We start from the raw sequence: 23,999 nt of genomic DNA on the forward strand, positions 1-23,999 counted from the left end.
TTATTAATTGATTGCCTTTGTTTAATTTATTTTAATAATTCTAATATATCATCAAATGAATCTTTAAATACTAACTCATTATTATCATCTTTGATGATTCTAGAAATTAATTCTCTTTTTCTATTTTGTAGGTTTACTATTTTTTCTTCTATAGTATCCTTTGCAATTAATTTTATAACCTCAACAGCTTTAGTTTGCCCTATTCTATAAGCTCTATCTGTTGCTTGATCCTCAACTGCTGGATTCCACCAAGGATCAAAATGTATTACTATATCTGCACTTGTAAGATTAAGACCAGTTCCACCAGCTTTTGTACTTATTAAAAATACACTAGCCTCTTCATTATTAAATCTTTCAATTTGATCACAACGTTTATTAATATTAACACTTCCATCTATATAGCTAAATTCTATAGCTAAATTCTTTAATTTTGCACCTATACTTTTTAATACTGTTGTAAATTGTGAAAACACCAATATCCTACTACCATTATTTATTTTTTCATCAATTAATTCTAATAATGTTTCTATCTTACTACTCTCACCAGTATAATCTTCTAATACTATTTTAGGATCTAAACATAACTGTCTTAATTTAGTTATATAAGAAAGCATTTCTATGCTATTTACTTGTGTTCTTGTTGTATCTGTTATATCTTCTTTATTCATGATACTCTGAACATATTTACTGTATATACCATAAGCTTTCTTTTGTTTAGTATTTAAAGGTATATACAATTCTTTAATTATCTTATCTGGTAATTCATCTAAAACATCTTTTTTTAGTCTTCTAAGAATAAATGGATTTATAAGTCTATTTAATTCTTCTAAAACATAATCATTTTCTGTTAATCCTTTATTAAACCTAGTATTAAAATTGCTCTCTGTCCCAAGATACCCCGGCATCAAGAAATCAAATATAGACCAAAGTTCTAATGTTGTATTTTCAATCGGAGTTCCTGTTAATGCAAATCTATTAGTAGCTTTTAATTCTTTTATACATTTTGTAATTTGAGATTTACTATTTTTTATATTTTGAGCTTCATCTATAATAATATAATCAAAGTTAATCTTTTTATATAACTCTAAATCTCTTTTGATAAGACCATAAGTAGTAATGATTATATTTTTTTCTTTATCATTCATAAAATCTGTTAAATCTTTTTCTCTATCTAGTTTAGAACCTATATTTAATGTACAAAAATCTTCTGTAGTAAACTTTCCAAATTCACTAAGCCAATTATAAACTAAAGAAGTTGGAGTTATTATAAGTGTCTTAATATTTTTTCTCTCCTCAATTTTAGATGTTATAAATGCTATAGTTTGCAATGTCTTACCAAGTCCCATATCATCAGCTAAAATCCCTGATAATCCAAGGAAATCTAATTTTTTAAACCATTTAAAGCCATCATATTGATAATCTCTAAGTGTTGCTGTTAATTTATTTGGCAATAGATACTTAATACTCGCTGCCTTCTCCATCCTGCTTTTAAGTTCTTCTAAAACATCTCCACCAGTATTCAGGTCTATATTATTTTCTATAATATAATTATCTAAATACATTAATTTATTAGTACTAAGGCTACATTCACCTTCTTTAATACATTCATTTTCAACACATGAATTTATAAGAAGCAATAATCTTTTAAGTTCTAAATTTTCTAAATCTAAAAACTCACCATTTTTAAGTTTATAATATAGAACCTTATTTCTTAATGCTTTTATTATACTTAGAATTTCCGAACTTTCTACGCCTTTAATATTAAATTTAAAATCAAAATAATTTTCTTTTCCTTTAGAAATATCTAATGTGTAATTAGAACTGCTTATATTTTTTATACTTTTAACTCTATCTGAATAAAAAACTTCACCATACTTTTGAAGAGTTAAAATTTCAAATTTTAATAATTTAAATAAATTATCATCTGAACTATTATAATAAAATTTATCTTCTTTTGATATAAATCCAATTCTATTTGATAATGCTAATAATTCTTTTTCTTTCATTGAATCTCTAAATATATATTTACCTTTAAAATCATCTGAAAGTAAGTTGAATTTAAATTCTGAATAGCATACGTTAATATCCATAACTATATCATCATCTAATCTATCTATATAAAATTCAAATGTAGGTTTTCCATCAATAATTAGATCTAATATATTTTTTGATATTTGTAGATTATTTGATACTTTCTTTAAAAAAGGTATTAATTGTGTTATAACTATCTCCTCTTCTAATAAATCAAATGTTATATCTTTTGTTTTATCAAATATATTTATAAGGTTATCTATATTATGTGAGAATTCACTAGTAGGAATATAGATACTAGCCCCACTTTGGAACACATCATTTTTATATGTAAATCTCTTTGGTAAATCTCCACTTGAAATTAACCTAAAAACATCTTCTTCTAATTGTAAATTTAGTTTTATAGTTGGATTTTCTAATCTTATATCAGCTAAAACCTCTCTTTGAAAAAATCCACTACATAAATATACTCGTAGTTTATTTACTCCTTCAAAAAATGATTTAAGTAAAAAATCTGGAATGTATAAATATTTTCCCTCTATATAATCTAAATTTCTTTTCTTAAGTTCAAAAACTGTATCAAGAAAAGAAATTAAATTTTTACTTTGATTCGAGAATATTTGCTCTTTTAAATTGAAAATATAATTTTTTCCAAAATGAAGAGGTATATTATTTATATAATGGACCCAAAATTGCTCTAAATCTCTTATTACATACATATTAGATTTAGACCCTATTTTTAGAAATGCCCTTATTCTATTTTTCCAAGGTTCTTTTTCTAAATAAATTTCAAAACTTATTTTTTCTTTCCCATTTAAATCTAATAGTAGGGGTAAATAACTAGACTTTGTAATTGCTATCTTTTCCTCAGTTTCTGCTTTGCTATTATCATTTTTAAAAGTCTTTAATATATTATCTATATCATTATAAAAACTTGCTACTAAATGCTTGCAGCAATAATTTTTTTTAGTAAATTCATTTTTCTCATAATCTGAACATGTGCAATGTGATGCTATAACCTCTTTACTTATATTATCTAATTCTAGCGCACAAGAATATGAACTCATTAAATTCTCAGATATAACACTAGCCTTTATTAAAACTATATACTCATCTTTTTCAGTGCTATAATCACTAATTAAATCATTTTCTAAAACTCTTAATGCTTCTATATGTTTTTTTCCTGTTATGCTTTTATTGAATATTTTTATTAATTCTTCTTTCTTCACTTGAAACTCCTATTCTTTTACTTTTTTATAAACTAATTTTATTTTAACATAAATTATGTAAATAAAAAATGCGAGCAAAAAACTCACATTTTAAAATTTATTTTCTATTTAAATCTAATACACCATTACCCTCTATTCTAGAAGATAATCCTAAACTAGATGTTCTTTTAATAAGTTGTGCAAATAACTCGGCTTCTGTTAATTCACGCCCAAAATAATCCTTACTCCAATTTTTTATTAATGCTAAAGCCCCTGCTACATGAGGTGCTGCCATAGAAGTTCCTATTAATTCGACATACTTATTATTAGGTGCTAAAGAAATTATCCCTCTACGCCCACTACCTTGACCTGGAGCAACTAAATCTACTTCATCATTTGATGCAGAGAACCTTGATTCTTCATCATCATATCTAACTGATCCAACAGATATGCATTCATTATATGCACCAGGATAGTTAATTTCATTAGTTTCCCATTCACCATCACCATCATTTCCTGCTGCAACCACAACTAATATATTATTTGCAACAGCTTTTTTTATTGCATAGTGCAATTGCACTGAATTATACTTTCCACCAAGTGACATATTAATTATATCTACTTTTTTAGTAATTGCATAATTAATAGCATTTATTATCCAACTATAAGCACCACCTTTTGATGTCAAAGCTTTTAAAATTAAAAGTTCTGCTTTAGGTGCTACTCCTATAATTCCTTTATCATTCCCACTAGCTGCTATTATTCCAGCAACATGTGTTCCATGTCCATCATAATCTGTTACGTCTTTATGATCAAATTTATTTTCATTTGTAAAATTTTGAGTATCTATTATTCTATCCTTAATATCAATATGATTAATATCACAACCTGTATCTATTATAGCTATTTTTATCCCTTTTCCATAATTACCATCTTCAAAAAAAGCTGGTGCATTAATACTAGATACACCCTCAGGTATTTTATCAAATATCTCTACTTCTTTTATAATAGTGTTTTTAACCAATTTTAGTAGTTCCAAAACTAATACCTCCTAAAAAAATTAATCTCTCACTACTATATTTATGTATTATTATGTAAATGCGTTACAGTTTTCAAATAGAAAACCCCCAATTTAAAATAAATTGGGGGTTTTGTGAATTAAACTGATATTTCACCTTTAATCTTTGAGTATCCTTCATTTTCTTTTAAAATAGGATCTACATAATCTAAAATAAAATCTACTGTTTGGCTTGGTGCTCTACCTATAAAGTTTTTAGGATCAATTATATCTAAAATTTCATTTTCTGTTAGATTAAATCTAAAATCATTTATAATCCTAGCAATTAAATCATTATTAAGTCCATCTCTTTTTACTCTTTGAGCTGCTGCCATTGAATGTTCTCTTATAATTTCATGAAGTTCCTGTCTATCCTCACCTTTTTTCACTGATTCCATCATTATATTCTCTGTTGCCATAAATGGAAGTTCATTACTTACATGACTTGCTATTACCTTATCATATACAACTAAACTCTCTGTTATATTTATATATAAATTTAAAACTCCATCTAAAGCTAAAAATGCTTCAGGAATAGATATTCTTTTATTAGCAGAATCATCTAAAGTTCTTTCAAACCATTGAGTTGCAGCTGTAATAGCAGGATTCATACTTGTAACAATAACATGCCTTGCAAGAGAACCAAGTCTTTCACTTCTCATAGGATTTCTTTTATATGCCATAGCAGATGAACCTATCTGATTAGCCTCAAAAGGCTCCTCAATCTCTTTTAAATTTTGCAATAATCTTATATCATTAGAGAATTTATAAGCACTCTGTGCAATCTCTGACAAAGTATTTAGTATTATTGAATCAACTTTTCTAGAATATGTTTGCCCTGTAACTCCATAACATTTATCAAATCCAAGTTTGCTTGAAACCATTTTATCTAAAGTTTTAACTTTTTCTTCATCACCATTGAAGAGGTTCATAAAACTAGCTTGAGTTCCTGTAGTTCCTTTTACCCCTCTTAATTTAATATTATCTATAACAAAATCTAAATTTTCCATATCTAAAACCAAATCTTGCATCCATAATGTTGCTCTTTTACCAACCGTTGTAAGCTGAGCTGCTTGATAATGTGTAAATCCAAGTGTTGGCATATCTTTATATTCTAAAGAAAACTTTTTTAAATTTTCTAATGTAGCGAGTATTTTATTTTTAACAATTATAAGTGCCTCTTTCATTATTATTAAATCTGTATTATCACAAACATAACAACTAGTAGCCCCTAAATGAATTATTCCTTTTGCACTAGGACATTGAGTTCCATAGGCATATACATGACTCATTACATCATGTCTTACTAAATTCTCTCTCTCTCTTGCAACATCATAATTGATATTGTATATGTTCTCTTTCAATTCATTAATTTGATTCTCTGTGATATTTAACCCTAACTCTTTTTCACACTCTGCAAGTGCTACCCAAAGCTTTCTCCATGTTGAAAATTTTTTATCATCTGAAAATATAAATGACATATCTTTTGATGAATACCTTGAATTTAATGGATTTTCATATAAATTACTCATAACTTTTTACTCCCCCTAAAAAAACCTTTTCTAATATAGAAAATTATACCATAAAAAGCTATTAGTAAGAACATTTTTATTGAATTATTATTTATCATTCGTTAAAATGCAGAAAAATGCGAGGGAAACAAAACAATCCCCCGTTAAATAATTCGTATTTATTCTCCAAAACTTATTCCTATTTGTTTTGCTGCTTTAACTTTTTCATCATCTAAAGATACAGTTTTAGTATTTCCAATAACCTCTTCTAGGCTAACATACTTAATATCTTGTCCTTTTAAACATACCATATTCCCATATAAATTATCTTTTACAAGTTCTGCTGCTCTTGCACCATATCTTGTAGATAATATTCTATCATATGCAGATGTAGTTCCCCCACGCTGTAAATGACCAAGAACTGTGCTTCTAACTTCATGATTTTTTATGAGTTTCTCTAAATCTTCAGCAAGTTTATTAGCTATACCACCAAGTCTTATAGGATCTGGGCTATCTTCTACTATCTTAGCAATAACAACATCGCCATCTTTTGGCTTAGCCCCTTCTGAAACAACTATTATTGTAAATTGCTTCCCTGACGCTTCTCTCTCTCTTACTTTATCTACTATTTTATTTATGTCATATGGAATCTCAGGTAATAATATAACATCTGCAGAGCCAGCTATCCCAGCATCAAGTGCTATCCATCCAGCATTTCTCCCCATAACTTCAAGAAGCATTATTCTATGATGAGATGCCGCTGTTGTATGAAGTCTATCTAAAGCTTCACAAGCTATTTCTGTAGCTGTATTAAATCCAAAGGTAGTATCTGTAGCTAATAAATCATTATCAATAGTTTTAGGCACTCCAATTACATTGACACCTTTTCTAGCAAAATCTCTAGCTGATGTTAATGTACCGTCTCCCCCAATAACAATTAAAGCATCAACACCTGCTTTTTTTAAATTTTCAACCCCTATGTTTGAAACATCCTTTTTAACAAGTACCCCATTCTCTTCTACTTGATAATCAAACAAATTATCTTTATTAGAACTATGAAGAATAGTTCCTCCTCTATGAAGGATACCTGAAACAGCATTTAAATCTAAATTTACATAATCATTATTATATAGTCCTTTATAACCAAATTTATACCCTATAACTTCATAACCATATTGTAGTATAGCTGTTCTAGTTACTGCTCTTATTACTGCATTTAATCCTGGACAATCCCCACCACCTGTTAATAAAGCTATTTTTTTCTTTGCTAACATAAATAAAATCCTCCCCTTTTTAAAAATTATCAATAAATTTTCCAACTAATTTATTGTATTCGTTTATTTTTATAATTAGACTATTATTCTTTTGAAAAGGTTTATCCCTTGATATAAAAAATCCCTTGATATATTTAATATATCAAGGGATAAACCTTTAAGAAATTAAACCTTTGTAAATCATAACTGTTAATACAATACCTGCTATTACTCTATAAATAGCAAATACTTTCATAGGCTTTTTCTTTAAGTATGCAATAAACTTATCTATAACAACTAGTGACACTATAAATGCAATTACAAATCCAATTACAAGTGCTGTCCAATATGTTGAGTTCATTATACTATAATCAAATTTCAATAAATCCATTGCTGATGAACCTACCATTGCCGGTATTGCTAAGAAAAATGTGAATTCTGTTGCTACAGTTGTACTAAAACCTGCAACCCATCCTCCCATTATTGTTGATGCACTTCTTGACATTCCTGGCCACATAGCAAGGCATTGGAATATACCAACTAAGAATGACTGCTTATAACTCATTTCATCAACACTATTAACAAGTTTTTTTGATGGTTTCTTTCTATACCAAGATTCTATAACAAGTAAAAGAATACCACCAACTATAAATGCTATTCCAACCGCTTTAACTGTGAAGAGGTTTTTTATATCATCATAAAAAGTTAAACCACATATCATAGCAGGAATACTTCCAAGTATTACATTTATTCCAAATCTAAAACCTGTTTCAGATTTTTTCATCTGAGTTTTATTTTTTGTAAAGAATCCCATTATATAAGTTATAAACTCAACAATTGAACCAAAAATTTTCTTTCTATATAATACTACAACTGCAAGAATTGCTCCAAGTTGAATAACTACTTCATACATGCTAGAAAATTCTATATTCTCTACTCCTCTAAATTCAATAAGATCCCCCACCAATATCATATGCCCAGTTGAAGATACAGGAACAAATTCCGTAAGCCCCTCAACTATAGCAATTATAATCGCCTTAAAAATAAATATAAAATCCATAATTTTACTCCTTAATAATTAAATTTTGTAACGCTAACATTATACTAAAAATAGTTCTTTTATATTTGATATTAGTAATTAATTTAACAATCTTTAATCAATTATACTTAAAATAGGCATTTGTTTTAATATATAAATAAATTAACTACTAAACATAACTATATAAAAAATACTATATACTAAGTTTATTAACAAACTTTTGTATATAGTATTAACTTATCTTTAAATAATTATATTTTTCATAATTTCATCTTTAATTTTTTCTTTATCAGGTACATAAGATTTTAAAAGTTCTAAATTCCCTTCTATAGTATATTCACCAAGAGTTGCTGGTATAAATATACTATCACCTTTAACTATACTAACAGAAGAGGTTGCTGTTTTAATACAGCCATTTCCATCAACACATGTAAAGATATAAAATCTCTCTAAATCACTTTTTTCTGTGCAAGATTTTCTAACATCATATTTTTCTAATGAGAAGTAATTACATACATTTAAAATTGTTCTATCATACCCAGCATTAGATAATTTTACTCCACTTGATATTTTACCAATTAATGAGAAATCAATACAATCCATAGCTTTTTCAACATGAATTTCTCTTCCTCTATTATAATCAAATACTCTATATGTTGTATCACTATTCTGTTGAATTTCAGCAATAACTACTCCCTCTCCGATAGCATGTACAAGACCACTATTAACAAAGAAAACATCACCTTTTTTTACCGGAATTCTATTTAATAATTCTTCGCATGTTCCGTTATTTATAGCTACTGCAAATTCTTCTTTAGTGCATCCATTTGTTCCTACTACTAAATTTGCACCTTCAAATGCATCAACTACATACCAAGCTTCTGTTTTTCCTAAATCATTTTCAACTTTTAAACCATATTCATCATCAGGGTGCACTTGTACAGATAACTTATCATTAGCATTTATAAGCTTTACTAATAACGGAAATCTTTCTTCTGAAATAGCTACCCCAAGTAAATCTTTACCCCTAGATTTTATCAAATCATCAAATCTCATTCCTGCAAATTCACCATTTTCAACAATGCTCATACCATTTTTATGACATGCTACATCCCAACTTTCACCTATCATTCCCTCTGGAATATTATTTCTAAACTGTGCAAAATCTCTTCCACCCCATATTTTATCGTAATATATATTCTCAAATTTTATTGGATACATAATAAATCCCCCTTTTATTAAATGTTTTCATTCAAATTTCTACTTATATTTTACTAATTTTGTTCTTTAAAGTCTATATTTTTAACAATTTACTAACTTATGTAGAATTAAAATATACATTATTAATATATTGGTAAATTAATGCGTTTATGATATACTATAAATATTGTTTTAATGATTATTTTTATGCATATTATGGCAATAATTTGTAATAATGACTTTTAAGGTGGTGTTTAAAATAGGTATTAAATCTGTTTTCACAATAATAATAACTAAAATGACTAAATTTCTAGCAGAAAAACTATTTAAAGGTGGGAGTTCATTCCCCGGAAAAGTAGCTTTAAAATTAGATAGTAATATACTTAATAAAGTATCAAAAAATTACAAAGTAATTTTAGTAACAGGAACTAATGGTAAAACAACTACAACATCTATGATATATAATGTTCTAAAAGAAAATAATTTTAATGTAATTACTAATAGTACAGGTGCTAATTTATATACTGGTATTGTAGGTACATTTATTGATAACTATAAATTTTCTGATAACGAACTTAAATATGCTGTCATAGAAGTTGATGAAGCAAATGTTAAGTTTATAACTGAACATCTTACTCCAGAAATTATAACAGTAACAAATTTATTTAGAGATCAACTTGATAGATATGGTGAAGTTTACACAACTCTTAATAAAATATTAGAAGGTGTAAAAAAAGCGCCTAGTACAACTCTTCTTTTAAACGGAGATGAATCACTACTAGTTAACTTAGATGTTCCAAATCCAGTTAAGTATTATGGATTCAAAGTATCACCTAATAAAGATGAGCATGTTGATACAAATTCAGATGCTAAATTCTGTAAATTCTGTCAAAGTCCATATGAATATAACTTTATAACTTATAATCATTTAGGAGATTTTTATTGTCCAAACTGTGGCTTTAAAAAACCTAAATTAGACTTTGCAATGAATGAAATTTTAGAATTAACATCAGAAGGATCTAAAATAAAAATTAATAATTCTACATTTACTGTAACACAGGCTGGATTATATAATATATATAATGCCTTATGTGCATATGGAATAGCTAAAGAATTTGATGTAAAAGATTCAGTAATAGAAGATTCATTTACAAAACAAGATTCTAGCTTTGGAAGACAAGAAAGTTTAAATATAAATGGAAAAGACGTAAAAATTATACTTGTTAAAAACCCAGCTGGATATAATCAAGCATTAGATACATTATGTCTAAATACTAGTTCATTCTCATCAGCATTTCTTTTAAATGATAAGTATGCAGATGGTAGAGATGTCTCTTGGCTTTGGGATGTTAATTTTGAAAAATTAACTAATATGGATATGAAGGAAGTATTAATATCAGGTGTAAGAAAATATGATATGGCGGTTAGATTAAAAATTGCTGGACTTGACCCTTCTACTTTTAAAATATCAGATGATTTTGAAACTTTAACTAATAATATAACTAATTGTACAGAAAATAAAATATATGTATTAGCTACTTATACAGCTATGATTGATTTTAGAAAATATCTACACGCAAAAGGGTTTATACAAAAACTTTGGTAAGATATTAAGTAAAGGATGGTGTTTTTATGGAATTAAATATATGTCATTTATATCCTGACTTATTAAATGCATACGGTGATATTGGTAATATACTTGTTTTAAAACATAGAGCCGAAGCAAGAGGAATAAATGTAAATGTAATAAATATATCTTTAAATGATAAATTTGATAAAGATAAATATGATATCTCTTTATTTGGTGGCGGACAAGATTTTGAACAATCTATAGTTTCTAAAGATCTTATAGATAAAAAAAGAGATGATATCAAAGACTATATAGAAGAAGGTAAAGTTCTAGTTGCTATCTGTGGTGGTTATCAACTACTAGGTAAATATTATTTAACACCAGAAGGTCAAAAACTTGCTGGATTAGATATATTAAATCTATACACTGAAGCTGGCGATACAAGATTTATTGGAAATACAGTAGTTTATAATGAAGAATTAAATGAAACTTATGTTGGTTTTGAAAACCACTCTGGTAGAACTTATATTGGAGAAGGTTTAAAACCAATAGGAAAATCTATTGTTGGATATGGCAATAATGGTTCAGATGGATATGAAGGTTGTATATATAAAAATACTCTTGGAACATACTGTCATGGTTGTTTACTTTCAAAAAATCCTGAAATAGCTGATAGACTATTAAAAGCTGCTCTTGAAAGAAAATATGGTTCAGTTGAATTAACTAAATTAGATGATACAATTGAAATGCTTGCTAAAAAGCATGTTATAGAGGCTAACAAAAAAGATAAATAGTAAAAAAGATAAATTTCAATATTGAAATTTATCTTTTTTTTATTCCTAAAAATTTAATAAGTGCTATTATTATTACAAAAGCAATGCATGTAACTGCAATACAAATAATATAAGTAAAAATATCTTTCATTGTTATTCCTGTAGTTTCAAAAAAGTTACTAGTAAGATTATATATATAATGAATAATAAAAACTACTATACAGATTCCACCACCAATTACCGCTGCAAACATTCCTTCTTTTATTTGTTTAACAAAACTTAAAACACCTAGAATTAATAAGGTTATTCCAATAATTAAATATATTTCAAATGGCATTAATCTCACCTCCACTTTATATAATTATTAATTGATTTAAATAATTATGAATTAATATGTGTTTATTTATTTTTGATTAACTTTTATTTTTTTGTATTTCAATACTCTTTTACGAGTATTTCTTTTAGAAGTATATTTAATATAATCTCAAGTAAACTATATTAAAATCCTCTAATAAACTATTTATACCACCTTAACTTTTAACATTGTTTTTATATCACAAAAAGCCACACAGAATCTCAAATGAGTTTCTGTGTGGCTTTTTTAAAAGAATGAATTATTTTTGAGCTTCTTCTATTGCAACTGCAACAGCAACTGTAGCTCCAACCATAGGGTTGTTACCCATTCCTATTAATCCCATCATTTCAACGTGAGCTGGAACTGATGATGATCCTGCGAATTGTGCATCTGAGTGCATTCTTCCCATTGTATCTGTCATACCATATGAAGCTGGACCAGCTCCCATGTTATCTGGATGAAGAGTTCTTCCTGTACCACCACCTGATGCTACTGAGAAGTACTTTTTACCTTCTAATTGACATTCTTTTTTGTAAGTTCCAGCAACTGGGTGTTGGAATCTTGTAGGGTTAGTTGAGTTTCCTGTTATTGATACATCAACGCCTTCAGCATGCATTATAGAAACACCTTCTCTAACATCATCTGAACCATAACATTTAACTTGACCTCTTACTCCTGTTGAATAAGCGATTTCTTTAACAACGTGTAATTCACCTGTAAAGTAATCGAATTTTGTTTGAACATAAGTAAATCCATTAATTCTTGAGATTATTTGAGCTGCATCTTTTCCAAGACCGTTTAATATAACTCTTAATGGTGCTTTTCTTACCTTGTTAGCTTTTTCTGCTATTTTAATAGCACCCTCAGCTGCAGCGAAACTTTCGTGTCCTGCAAGGAAAGCGAAACAATTTGTTTCTTCTCTTAAAAGCATAGCTCCTAAGTTTCCGTGTCCTATACCAACTTTTCTGCTATCTGCAACAGAACCAGGAATACAAAAAGCTTGTAATCCTTCTCCTAAAGCTTCAGCAGCCTCAGCAGCATTTTTGCATCCTTTTTTAACAGCTATAGCAGCTCCTAAAACGTATGCCCAAGCTGCATTCTCAAATGCGATTGGTTGAGTTTCCTTAACTATTGTATAAGGATCTATTCCTAAATCATCACAAACCTTTTTAGCATCGTCTAATGTTTTCATTCCGTACTGCTCTAATACAGGTGTGATTTGATTAATTCTTCTTTCATAACTTTCAAATAATGCCATTTTAAATTTCTCCCTTCTAATTAATTATTCGTGTCTTGGATCAACTGTTTTAACTGCTTCGTCAAATCTACCGTATTGTCCAGTAGCCTTTGTCATAGCTTCTTCAGCTCCCATACCTTTAGCAACCATTTCCATCATTCTACCTAAGTGAACGAATTTATATCCGATAATTTGTGAATCAGCATCTAATGCTACTTTAGTAACATATCCTTCTGCCATTTCTAAATATCTAGGTCCTTTAGCTAAAGTTCCGTACATTGTACCAACTTGTGATCTAAGTCCTTTTCCAAGGTCCTCAAGACCAGCTCCGATTGGTAATCCGCCTTCTGAGAATGCTGTTTGAGTTCTTCCATACACTATTTGAAGGAATAATTCTCTCATAGCAGTATTTATAGCATCACAAACTAGGTCTGTGTTTAATGCTTCTAATATTGTTTTACCAGGTAATATTTCTGATGCCATAGCAGCAGAGTGAGTCGCTCCTGAGCAACCTATCATTTCTACTAGAGCCTCATGGATTATACCATCCTTAACATTTAATGTTAATTTACAAGCTCCTTGTTGAGGTGCACACCAACCTATTCCGTGAGTTAATCCTGAAATATCAGATACTTCTTTAGACTGAACCCATCTTCCTTCTACAGGAATTGGTGCAGAACCATGATTAGGTCCTTTAGCAATTACACACATTTCTTGAACTTCGCTTGAATACATCATATTCATTTCTCCTCCCTAAAAAATAACTTATACTTATCATCCCTAAATGCATCGTATACTTATATTCTTAAAATAGGCTTTACCTATTTCGGTATTTCCTACCGAATTCTATTCTAACAAAATTATCTACTACTAACAATAGTTTTATAGAAAAATGTTTATTTTTTAGTAATATATCATTTATATATTGCTAATTAGTATAAAATGTGTTATATTTTTATCATAGACATGCCGGAGTGGTGGAATGGCAGACACATCAGACTCAAAATCTGACGAGAAATCGTGTGGGTTCGAATCCCATTTTCGGTACCAAATCGCTTTAATAAAAGCATAAAGAGCACTTAGATAGTAATTATCTAAGTGCTCTTTTTTTATTTTGGTCACCTATTGGTCACCTTAAATTAAATTTCAGTTATTTTTTTCATTAAAATTCTTTTAATAATTCACTAAGTTCTGTAATATATCCACCAATACTAAATTTACTATCCAAAAACCCTTGAAAATCATCTTCATAGTTATGATTAATATATTCATCTAATTCACTACATAAAACTAATGATAACTCATACATTTGTTTATCTATTCTATCTTCAATATCTTTCTTTTCAACTACTCCTATGAAGCTTTTTAAACATTGACTACATACTAAGTTATAATACTCAGTATTTTTTCCATTTTCATCTGTGCAAGTATCAAATAAACTTAATTGTTCTAAATGACCAACCTCACCTTTTCTTTTACATTCTTCACATTGAAATTCACTCATTTCTTATATTGCTCCAATCTCTTTATTAATTGCTGCAATTTCTAATTTCAGACCATACTTACCACTTGTAAGCTTTAAATCTATATTGTACTTCTTCATTGGTGTAAGTTTCATCATTACCTCTATATCCTTCTCTATTATCTCAAATAAATCTCCAGCTACTAAATCAAGCATACTAACCATTAAGTACTTTTCTGTACTATCTTTCTTCTGTTTAGCATCAATTTTTGTTATCAATAAATCACTATTTATTATCATAATTTAATTAAACCTCCTATTTTTTACGCTTTAAATCTATATATGTCATTGTACCTTTTCGGGCTTTATAATCTGTTTTATATCCTATCTCATATGAATTACTATAAATTATTTCATAATCTTTTTGAAAATATTTTATTATATCCTCTAAATTTTCATTTGTATAATCATTTAATATTTGTGGTTTATCTAGAGTTTTGTTGCTATAGCCATAAATTCTATACCCTTCTAATTGCCTATCAAGTAAATCTTTAGTTATATAACAACTAACATACAATGCTATATTTGAATTTCCTTCCTTATCTAATGCCCTTATATCTATAAAACCTTTCTTCCAATATTTTTTCATAAAATCATTTTCATACTCTTTATGTTTTTTGCCTTTTCGTTTTCCACTTGCTGCAAATTCTATATTTGGAAGTTCTAAGTTGCAAAGCATATGATAATGTATTCTATCTGTCTTTTCTCCAAATTCTAACACCCAAAGATATTTAAACTCACTATAATGTCTATTAAGTTTTAAAAACATTGCCTGTAAATATTTTTTACTTTCTTTATAATTTGTATCAATATTAAATGTTAAAGTAATAAATGTTTTCATATCTTCATTACTTTTAATTAGCCTTATGATATTATTTCTTGCATTTACTAAAGTTGTTTTTCTACTTCTTTCTTGATTTTCTTCTTTTTCTTCTATATTTAAAATTTCTTTTCCTAATCTACCATCTTTATTGTTACTTTCATTATTTATAAAAATAGAATATCCACTAACTTTATAAACCTCTACTCTATTTTCACCAGAACTTATTATCTTTAAGTTATATTTTTTCAAATCAGAAATAACACTTCAGTCCCTGTAATAGTACTCTTTTACTTTAGTTATTGTTTTTAATTTTGATATAGTTAAACTGCTACTATCAAGTTATAGAAGTTTCTCATTCATTCACTCAATCATTTCACTTAGTCGCTATGCTCCACTAGAATTAAAAATTCGTTCGCTACGCTCCTTCATTGCATTCAACCGTTCATTCATTCTAAACTTTAAATTCACCTATTTACTAATATTCTAATGTATAAGTAATACCTTTCTCTAACCCATTACTTCCTTTACTATAAAACTCTCTTTTTTTTAGTTCTTCCATCTCACCTGTACTTCCAAGTGCAACACCATAACTACTTCTATCCATTTGCTTAAAGCTAACTCTACTATTAAAGAATGTTTTCGCTTTAAAATCTTCTGCTCTACATACTTGAATTAGCCCAATTATGAATATATTATAATGTCTACACACACATAAGAATTCTTTAATTAACTTCTGGATTTTCTTATCTTCACTTAATGTCATAAGTTCTTCAAAAACTAAATAAATAGGTTTATCATGTTCTTTAAATTTCTTTTGTTTAAAGTCTTCTAAAAAATTTAATATCGCTTCATTACCGTTTATAAAGGATATCTTATTAAACCCTATAAAATCATGACTAAAACAATTTATAAGATATATCTCAGCTACACCAACTAAACTCTTCACAATAATTCTCAATTGACCTGTTTTCCCTTGTCCTGATAAACCACTTATAAGTAGATGTGGTGATATTTTCATATCCGTTGTAACAATACCATCATAGTCATACCCTAGTAGCAACTTATAAGCTCCTAAATCTTGTTTAGTAAATAAACTTTCTTCTAATATATCATCATAAATAATTAATATAACATTCCCTCTATCATTTGATGCTTTAACGCTATAAGCCCTAAAACAATTATTAATAAAGTTTAAGTTCTTTTCTATAATCCCAAATTCTTTTATTCCTGCTATATCAAAATATAATTCATAACCATATTCAACAAATTTAATTTTTAATTTATCTGGATAATGATTGGAGGTATTATATATTTTTAAATTCAATATCATTTTTATATAACAGTTTTTAATGAACTTTTTCTTTCTTTTTCTTTCAAAATATTTAGATATTCTCATAGCAACCCTCTAATATTTTTTCAACCACTGTAAATGGAACCCTATTGCATAGCACATCTTTAATAATAGTTCCTGGATAAGTTATACTTTTTAATTTTTCAAAAACCTCAAACTCTCTACTATCTTTAGGATTAAATTCAATTATTATCTTCAATCTTGACATATAGCCCCCTTAATATTGTTCATTTCCAACTTAGCTGTTACTTTTGTACTTTTCAAAAAATTTGATAATTAATTATCATAAAAAAACTGTTGTACCTCAAACAACCTTGTTTTACATTCCTAGTTTATCTATATGTAACGGACTCTAAAAAATTTCCTATTATTCTAAAAAATATTTTAAAATTCTTTTTTCTTTCTTACTGGGATATTTAAGCACAAAAAAGGAGGAGCCTACTGCTCCTCTTCAAATACAATTTCATTAATATCAATATTAAGTTTTTTTGCTATTTGAAATAATGTATCTACTGTCATAACAGATTTATTATTCTCTAATTTATTATAGTAACTTTCACTTATTCCTAAGAATGCTGCAAAGTCTTTTTGTTTTTTATATTTTCTTTCTAACCTTAAATTTAATAAGTTGTTTTTTATCAAAAAAATCACCTCTTCATATATTTATTTTCGATTTATTAATTAAGGTAACAAGCTAATAAAAAAAGCTGCAAATTAATGCAGCTTTATTTAAATGAAAATCTTTTGAAATATTTTTTTATAATTTTTTCTATAGTAAAAACTATAGTATTAATTTCTGTAGTTTTACTAGTTCCATATACTGATAATCTAAAAAGATTATCCAGTGTTACAATAAATCCTTTGAACTCAAGAGAAATTTCATTCCCTAAATCTGTGAAATTACCATAAACTCCAAGTATATCATCTTTGATATTATAAAATTTATTAGATATATAAATATCATTAGGTTTATAATTATCAACTACCATGATTACCACTTCCCATCAATATTTCTTTCTGTTTTATGATATTCTGAAAACTTTTAAAAAAGACTATAGTATTATTTGTATCACAATCTTCTCCAGCACATTTTATTATTATCTCAAGCATAGCCTCATATTGGTTATTTACTATGCTTTCCACATATGGCTTTTGAACAAAATAATTATCATCTTTTAATTTTTTTATGATTATAATAACTTCATCCATAGCTTCTGACAATTTAGAAAATTGACCAATTTGGGCAAAAGATGTTTCTATATTTTTATATTTTTCCAAGCTATCATAACAGGTACTCGTATACGTTATGTTATCCATTAAACAATCTCCTTGTTAATTTCTCTAAATACCTTTGCTAAACTTTTTAAATGATTTTCCAACTCATCTTTAGCTTCTTGTGTAAATGCCTGTCCTTGTAGTAAAAGTTTTTTATTTATTTCTAATACAATATTCCTATTTTCTTTTTCTAATAAATATACTGTATTTATATTTAAACTTACCTCTTGTCTTAGTTCACTCAAAGAAATTTTTACAAAGTTAGATTCTGCATCTAAAGAAGCTTTAACTAAAAGAGGATTTATCAAGCTATAATTTTTCAAATTTTCGAATCTTCTATTTTGACTTTCTCTTTTCAAAACTCTTTCCTCTGTTTTTCTTGTTGTATATTCTGTAAGAATCCAAGTTAATGCAACTAACAGAACCTCTTTTATACTCTCTAAAAAATCAAAAAAAATTTGTAAATCATTCATTTCCTTTAATATTTTCAACTATATTTCCAACTATATTTTCTAGTTGTTTTAAACCTTGCTCCAAAATATGTTTTTGATTTATATTTAATTTGGAATTTTTCGATAAAAGTTCAATAACTAAAAATAAATTTGTTCCTAGTGCTAGGAGATCTTCGATTTTTGCAGTTCCTTGTAAATATACATTATCATTTCTTGATATTGTTAAATTTGAAACTCCAACTTCATCAACAGCACAATCAAACTTAGTTATTCTAAATGGATCTTTGCTTTTAATAATACTTTCCTTAAAGAATATACTATATTTAAATTTAAATTCATCTAAAATATTAAGTATTTTTTCAAAATCATTAAACCCTTCTTTATTTATTTCACCATTGATAGTAATGTAATTAATTATTATGTTACTATCAATTTTAAAAGTTTCTGACAACTGTGCAGATAATAAATTTATAGATAGCTCTTCATGTCTTATTACATAGAACTCTAAAATATTTTTCAAAATATTTTCATTGTTCTTTAGTTCTGATATTTTACTTAACGTATGATATAATTGCTCGTTATACATATAAACTCCTCCAAATCATATAATTCTATATAGGTATATATTACAATAAAATTAAGTTTTTTCCATTAAAACAATGAAATATTAACTAAGATTTAATATTTATTATGTTGTTTATTTTTTAAAATCATACTATCATTTACGAGTATAGTATTTAAAAGTATTAAATAGTTTTAGACAAGTAAAAAGGCTAGATAAGATTTTACTCCTATCTAGCCTAAACTTTATATTTTGAATAACACTAATAATATTAATGCTATTATACCTAATATTATTATTAAATTTATTTTTATATAGCTATGCCTTTTCATATGGTACTATACTTGCGTCTATTCCCTTACTTATAGCCTCTTTTTGTTTCTTTTTAGCATTATTTATATCCTCAAAATAACCTATACTAACTCTCCATCCACTCATCTTCGTTGTATTATCTATTTCTTTAATTGGTATATTTAAATAATCAAGAATACCATATGCTATTGCCTCTCCAAACGCTACTTGCTCATGATATTCATCAATTATATATCTATCAATACTATCTAAAAATGCACATTCAACTATTATTGCTGGTGGAATTGTTTCTCTAATAAATCCATAATAGTCATTACCTTGTGAATTTAATCTACTTTTACACCCTCTTGAATTTTGTCCTAACTCAACAACTCTTTTTTCTATGGCCATTGCTAACTTTTTAGAATTCCCACCTTTATAATGATGGAACACTTCAAATCCATCTCCGCCCCCTGCATTACAGTGAACATCTATTGCAAATAAAGGATTAAATTTATTACATTCTTTTATTTCTTCCTGTAAAGGATCATTTTCATCTATATTCCTTGATAATAATATATTTAAATTATGCTCCTCTAATTTATCTCTACAAGCCTTAGAAATTACCAAATTAACATCAGCCTCTTTAAGTTTATTTGCAACTGCTCCTGGATCACTTCCACCATGCCCTACTCCTATAAATCCTTTTTTCATTTATTTCTTCACCTCTTCCTTATCTATTTCTTTCACTAATAAATCTGCTAAGTTCATATCATTTAGTTTATCTGTGTTGATTTGCAAGCCTTTTATGAGCCAACTAGGTAATTTAGCTCCCATCTCAATAAGATTCTCTACAACGCTAGTTAATTCTTTTAGAATCATATAGATAAGTATCGCAAATACTATAAAATTAGTAGGTGGTACTAATTTTGTTGCTAACATACAAAGGATTAATGATAATATTTCTGCCATACTTCCAAATAATCCATCTCTCAAAGTTCTACTTTTTAACCTCCCATACTTCCAAGCCTTCCCCATACCTGTTGCTACATCAAACACTACTAAAATAGTAAAAATATAATATAGCACCTCCATTGTTATTTGTTGATAAACATCTGATAAATTCATCTTTTTATTACCCCTTTATAATTTATTTTTATAAAGTCTTTGCTAAAAATGTCTATAAAAAAAGAGCTATTCAATTTAAATACCCCCTACTAAGGATTAAATTAGATTAGCTCTTTTATTTTTACTATTAGATTTAAATATCTATATATTTTGTTAGATTCACTTTTAAGCTCTTTTTTAAATATTTACACACAGTCAACCTATGCTTTCCATCATTTCCTATATAGTATTTCCCTTGATATTCATAAACCACTGGAAAATCACCACCACTTGGCTTATTTAATATCTCTTCTAATTTTTTAAAAATTTTATCAATTAAATACATTTTTTCCACTCCATTTAAAGCTTCTAACCAATTATTATACGGTTCTCTTGAACTTCCACTTAATAATGTGGCATCAAATATTTCTTCAGACTTTACTATTTTTATATTTGGTGAATTTTCTAAAAGTATAAAATCCTCTGTCTCATACGGTTCATTTTTCAATTCTTTTTGTCTATTAGAAGTTAACTCTAACTTATTACATTTCGCCTCAATACTGCGGTCAATGTCTTTCTCACATCCTTTGAATTTTTTTAATAACTCTTCTATCTCTCTTCCTCCTCAAAATAATATATATTATCTCCATTATACTGGATATATCCCATTTACTTTTAATAAATCAATTATTTTTTGCTGTTCTTCATTTAAAGATATGACTACTTCACCCAATTTAAATATAGTATTTACAACTTCTTCATTTAAACTATTATTTTCTTCTGTATATAAACTAAACTTTGTTGATAACTCATTTATAGCACTAACTAAATCAATTTTTGTTATAGTTTCTAATCCAGCTAACTGACCAATTTCTTTATTAGTTGCTGTAATATCCTTGTTTAAGTTTTCAGTAAACTTTTCTACTGCCACTATTTGTGCCGTATTTTTAGAAACTTTATTTTTCAAATCTTCAGTTGTTTCAATTTCATTTTTTGTTTTTTCTTCTATACTACTTGTTTTTTCTTCTAGGTCCGTAACTTTACTTCCAAGCGAAGGTGCTAAAACCCCTAGTGTTATAGATGTTTTAATACCTGTATATCCATTTCTTTTAACTGCAACAACTCTCATTTCATCATCTACATTCAAATCACTATCAAATACAGTAACAGTATCACCTAAATTCATTCTTATTGCAGCTTTTAAGTTATCATACTCTTTATTATTTTCTAAATCTAATAAATTTACTGTTATGGTCCTTTTAGGTACTTCATATTCTTTTAAATAATTTAAACCTGCCTGTTTAAGTTCCTCCGATGTTTCTGCTTTATCAAAACTAACCTTTTTATGATAAATAATGGGATATTCATTTATTTTTTTAGAATCCATATAACTAAAACCATTATTAGCATCTTCAATTTGAACCTTATTATTTTCAGGATATATTTTAGTACATAGTTGGCTATAATCAACTTTCAGATCTATCTTGGAAATATTTTTTCCAAATCTGATATATAAATTAGGTTTATACTCACCTTGTCGTTGTTTTATTGTGAAGGTAAAATTATCTCTAATAAGTTCCCCTCCCCAATTTTTTAAAACTTTATTAAATAGAGCATCTATAAAATTTTCTTTTAAAAATTCAGCACTAGATATAGTAGTTAAATCTGTTACACCAATCGAATATTTATTTTTTGTATCTGCTTCTAATAATCTTGATAAAGTCTCATAAGCATTTTGCTCTTTAACAAGTCTATCTATTGTAAATACTTCTATAGCATCATAACTGATATGCTGAGCGTATATTTTAAGACTAAATCCATTATCTTTAATTCCTGTTATTTGTGGTATTCTAAACAATTGACCTTGTGCTTTTATTATAGCTAAAGGTTTAATCCTTTTATATTTTCCTATATTATCTTTTATAACATTAAATTCTAAACTATAATCACCATTAGTTTCTTCATTAATTACTGGATCTATCGCTGTATCTAAAACAGCTTCTCCAAAATGCGAAAAATCTATTTCAAAAGGATCATATAAAATTAAATATTCTCTTTTGAGAGTAAATGCTTCTGATTCAAGTTCTTTATAAGTAAATCTTTCAAGGTCTTTATATTTATAGGTTTCTATTTTATTAAACTTCATAGTATCCCCTTATATCATTTGCCCTAATACCAAGCCATCATTTAAACCTCTATCATATTCCGTCGATATTTTAACGGCTATAGGTTTATAAATAGTTTCTATTTCCACTAATTCTTCTAATACATCTACCGATATTGGAGTTTGACTAGTTAAAATCTTTATACTTTCTAATGATGGTATTAATTTTAATACTTCACATTTTGAGGAGATTATATTATCTGTAACATCTATTTTTCCAAAAGGTGCTGAAAAAATCTCTAATAAAATATCTGAATCAAATATTATTTGAGTTGATATATTTTTACTTGCTGCAATTGGAACTGTTATATCAATAAAATCTTCATTTTCTTTTTTTGAAAAACTTTGTTCTGTTCCACCAACCTTTACTATTAATTCAGTTATATCATCAGAAACAAAAAAAGAATAAAATATATTATCATTTGCTACATTAATATTTGTAGATTTTAAATGTACCCACATCTATGTTAACCTCACATAATAGGTATCTTTTATTTTTAAATACATTGCTCCACCAACATTTATAATTCCACCTTCACTGCATCTAACTTCTGGAATAGAATAAGCTTCTTCAACCGTTCCTATTATTGTTCCATCTGTTATTCCTATAAAAATATCAAACGAATAAAATTTACCAGTTAATATATCTCCATCTTCTGGATGAATAGCTCCTTGTATAGCCGAAGATAAACTATAATTACTTAAAGTTTTCACTAAATTTTTATGAGTTGGAAATTTAGTTGCTTTGAGATGCTTTAAATTAATAATCGAATCTTGATAATTTAATATATTCTGACCTGCATACATATTATAACTACTCGTATCTTTACCTTTTACCCAAAAATGGAATCCTACTGAAGTTTTTCCAATAATAAATCTATCTGGAATATTATCAACTCCAAAATAAATATAACTATTACTGTAATTACAATGAGTGCTTATTAAAATCATTTCTTTTGAACCTAATGTTGAAGTTTCTACATCCATATTCTGAACTAATGTATCTAATAGCCCATAAATATAAGAATTTCTTCCACCACCTATAAAGTATGAGTATTTAAATTCACCAACTTCCCAATATATACATGCAACACATTTCTCTCCTGCATTATATCCGCTATTAACATTCATAACTACAGTCCCTTTATCTTTATCTGCATTTGAAGCTATAGATCGGAAGAGCGTCGTGTAGGGAAAGAGTGTCTTCGCCTGTGTAGA

General features: G+C 27.3%; 26 protein-coding genes and 1 tRNA gene. 3 read left to right on the plus strand and 24 right to left on the minus strand.

The window, feature by feature from the left end:
• Positions 1-26: 26 nt before the first annotated feature.
• The 6 genes from Q0V24_RS11415 to Q0V24_RS11440 form a co-directional block, all read right to left on the minus strand.
• Entirely contained in the window at positions 27-3,260 is a 3,234-nt protein-coding gene (locus tag Q0V24_RS11415; protein WP_297521580.1) for a DEAD/DEAH box helicase, read from the minus strand.
• A gap of 97 nt (positions 3,261-3,357) precedes the next feature.
• Positions 3,358-4,278 carry a S8 family peptidase gene (locus tag Q0V24_RS11420; RefSeq protein WP_297521582.1) on the minus strand — a complete coding sequence of 307 codons (921 nt, stop codon included), beginning with the start codon at positions 4,276-4,278 and terminating at the stop codon, positions 3,358-3,360.
• Between the two features lie 119 nt (positions 4,279-4,397).
• Complete coding sequence (gene purB / locus Q0V24_RS11425) at positions 4,398-5,828, minus strand: adenylosuccinate lyase (RefSeq protein ID WP_297521584.1); 1,431 nt, start codon at positions 5,826-5,828, stop codon at positions 4,398-4,400.
• A gap of 158 nt (positions 5,829-5,986) precedes the next feature.
• Entirely contained in the window at positions 5,987-7,081 is a 1,095-nt protein-coding gene (locus Q0V24_RS11430) for a 6-phosphofructokinase (RefSeq protein ID WP_297521586.1), read from the minus strand.
• 157 nt (positions 7,082-7,238) lie between these two features.
• On the minus strand, positions 7,239-8,120 hold the full coding sequence (locus Q0V24_RS11435; protein ID WP_297521588.1) for an undecaprenyl-diphosphate phosphatase: 882 nt from the start codon (positions 8,118-8,120) through the stop codon (positions 7,239-7,241).
• Positions 8,121-8,342: 222 nt separating this feature from the next.
• On the minus strand, positions 8,343-9,320 hold the full coding sequence (locus tag Q0V24_RS11440) for a type I phosphomannose isomerase catalytic subunit (RefSeq protein WP_297521590.1): 978 nt from the start codon (positions 9,318-9,320) through the stop codon (positions 8,343-8,345).
• A 229-nt stretch (positions 9,321-9,549) separates the two neighbouring features.
• Between Q0V24_RS11440 and Q0V24_RS11445 the strand changes: the two genes are divergently transcribed.
• Together Q0V24_RS11445 and Q0V24_RS11450 are read left to right on the plus strand one after the other, a co-directional pair.
• Positions 9,550-10,905: a Mur ligase family protein gene (locus tag Q0V24_RS11445; protein ID WP_297521592.1), complete on the plus strand. Its 1,356-nt coding sequence runs from the start codon at positions 9,550-9,552 to the stop codon at positions 10,903-10,905.
• Between the two features lie 26 nt (positions 10,906-10,931).
• Entirely contained in the window at positions 10,932-11,663 is a 732-nt protein-coding gene (locus Q0V24_RS11450; RefSeq protein ID WP_297521594.1) for a type 1 glutamine amidotransferase, read from the plus strand.
• A gap of 28 nt (positions 11,664-11,691) precedes the next feature.
• On the opposite strand, the gene Q0V24_RS11455 is transcribed toward Q0V24_RS11450, so the two are convergent.
• The 3 genes from Q0V24_RS11455 to Q0V24_RS11465 all read right to left on the minus strand — a co-directional run bounded on the left by Q0V24_RS11455 (position 11,692) and on the right by Q0V24_RS11465 (position 13,972).
• Entirely contained in the window at positions 11,692-11,979 is a 288-nt protein-coding gene (locus tag Q0V24_RS11455) for a hypothetical protein (RefSeq protein WP_297521597.1), read from the minus strand.
• 277 nt (positions 11,980-12,256) lie between these two features.
• Complete coding sequence (locus tag Q0V24_RS11460) at positions 12,257-13,255, minus strand: GGGtGRT protein (protein WP_297521599.1); 999 nt, start codon at positions 13,253-13,255, stop codon at positions 12,257-12,259.
• A 24-nt stretch (positions 13,256-13,279) separates the two neighbouring features.
• The gene (locus tag Q0V24_RS11465) at positions 13,280-13,972 is read right to left on the minus strand and encodes a hypothetical protein (RefSeq protein ID WP_297521633.1); all 693 of its coding nucleotides are present in this window, start codon (positions 13,970-13,972) and stop codon (positions 13,280-13,282) included.
• A gap of 230 nt (positions 13,973-14,202) precedes the next feature.
• Here Q0V24_RS11465 and Q0V24_RS11470 point away from each other — a divergent pair.
• Positions 14,203-14,284 (plus strand) — tRNA-Leu (locus Q0V24_RS11470).
• Positions 14,285-14,396: 112 nt separating this feature from the next.
• On the opposite strand, the gene Q0V24_RS11475 is transcribed toward Q0V24_RS11470, so the two are convergent.
• The 15 genes from Q0V24_RS11475 to Q0V24_RS11545 all read right to left on the minus strand — a co-directional run bounded on the left by Q0V24_RS11475 (position 14,397) and on the right by Q0V24_RS11545 (position 23,243).
• Entirely contained in the window at positions 14,397-14,738 is a 342-nt protein-coding gene (locus tag Q0V24_RS11475; RefSeq protein ID WP_297521601.1) for a hypothetical protein, read from the minus strand.
• Positions 14,739-14,741: 3 nt separating this feature from the next.
• On the minus strand, positions 14,742-14,996 hold the full coding sequence (locus Q0V24_RS11480; protein WP_297521603.1) for a hypothetical protein: 255 nt from the start codon (positions 14,994-14,996) through the stop codon (positions 14,742-14,744).
• A gap of 16 nt (positions 14,997-15,012) precedes the next feature.
• Positions 15,013-15,828, minus strand: a complete 816-nt coding sequence (locus Q0V24_RS11485) for a hypothetical protein (RefSeq protein ID WP_297521605.1) — start codon at positions 15,826-15,828, stop codon at positions 15,013-15,015.
• A 226-nt stretch (positions 15,829-16,054) separates the two neighbouring features.
• The gene (locus Q0V24_RS11490) at positions 16,055-16,975 is read right to left on the minus strand and encodes a hypothetical protein (protein WP_297521607.1); all 921 of its coding nucleotides are present in this window, start codon (positions 16,973-16,975) and stop codon (positions 16,055-16,057) included.
• The gene (locus tag Q0V24_RS11495; protein ID WP_297521609.1) at positions 16,962-17,138 is read right to left on the minus strand and encodes a hypothetical protein; all 177 of its coding nucleotides are present in this window, start codon (positions 17,136-17,138) and stop codon (positions 16,962-16,964) included. The genes Q0V24_RS11490 and Q0V24_RS11495 overlap by 14 nt, the downstream gene beginning before the upstream one ends.
• A 230-nt stretch (positions 17,139-17,368) precedes the next feature.
• Positions 17,369-17,572: a helix-turn-helix transcriptional regulator gene (locus Q0V24_RS11500; protein WP_297521611.1), complete on the minus strand. Its 204-nt coding sequence runs from the start codon at positions 17,570-17,572 to the stop codon at positions 17,369-17,371.
• Between the two features lie 83 nt (positions 17,573-17,655).
• On the minus strand, positions 17,656-17,919 hold the full coding sequence (locus tag Q0V24_RS11505; RefSeq protein ID WP_297521613.1) for a hypothetical protein: 264 nt from the start codon (positions 17,917-17,919) through the stop codon (positions 17,656-17,658).
• Positions 17,909-18,247, minus strand: coding sequence for a hypothetical protein (locus tag Q0V24_RS11510; RefSeq protein ID WP_297521614.1), 339 nt, complete (start codon positions 18,245-18,247; stop codon positions 17,909-17,911). Before Q0V24_RS11510 ends, Q0V24_RS11505 begins: the two co-directional genes overlap by 11 nt.
• A complete protein-coding gene (locus Q0V24_RS11515; protein ID WP_297521616.1) occupies positions 18,247-18,678 on the minus strand; it encodes a hypothetical protein in 432 nt (143 codons plus the stop codon). The genes Q0V24_RS11510 and Q0V24_RS11515 overlap by 1 nt, the downstream gene beginning before the upstream one ends.
• Positions 18,671-19,243, minus strand: coding sequence for a hypothetical protein (locus Q0V24_RS11520; RefSeq protein WP_297521618.1), 573 nt, complete (start codon positions 19,241-19,243; stop codon positions 18,671-18,673). The genes Q0V24_RS11515 and Q0V24_RS11520 overlap by 8 nt, the downstream gene beginning before the upstream one ends.
• 294 nt (positions 19,244-19,537) lie before the next feature.
• Positions 19,538-20,224, minus strand: a complete 687-nt coding sequence (locus Q0V24_RS11525; RefSeq protein ID WP_297521620.1) for an N-acetylmuramoyl-L-alanine amidase — start codon at positions 20,222-20,224, stop codon at positions 19,538-19,540.
• Positions 20,225-20,638 carry a phage holin family protein gene (locus Q0V24_RS11530; protein WP_297521622.1) on the minus strand — a complete coding sequence of 138 codons (414 nt, stop codon included), beginning with the start codon at positions 20,636-20,638 and terminating at the stop codon, positions 20,225-20,227.
• A gap of 133 nt (positions 20,639-20,771) precedes the next feature.
• The gene (locus Q0V24_RS11535) at positions 20,772-21,125 is read right to left on the minus strand and encodes a hypothetical protein (RefSeq protein WP_297521624.1); all 354 of its coding nucleotides are present in this window, start codon (positions 21,123-21,125) and stop codon (positions 20,772-20,774) included.
• 141 nt (positions 21,126-21,266) lie between these two features.
• Positions 21,267-22,763: a phage tail spike protein gene (locus Q0V24_RS11540; protein ID WP_297521625.1), complete on the minus strand. Its 1,497-nt coding sequence runs from the start codon at positions 22,761-22,763 to the stop codon at positions 21,267-21,269.
• A 9-nt stretch (positions 22,764-22,772) separates the two neighbouring features.
• A complete protein-coding gene (locus tag Q0V24_RS11545) occupies positions 22,773-23,243 on the minus strand; it encodes a hypothetical protein (RefSeq protein ID WP_297521627.1) in 471 nt (156 codons plus the stop codon).
• Positions 23,244-23,999: the final 756 nt, after the last annotated feature.

Origin of the sequence: uncultured Clostridium sp., from assembly GCF_947039605.1 — a bacterium.
Taxonomy (GTDB): domain Bacteria; phylum Bacillota; class Clostridia; order Clostridiales; family Clostridiaceae; genus Sarcina.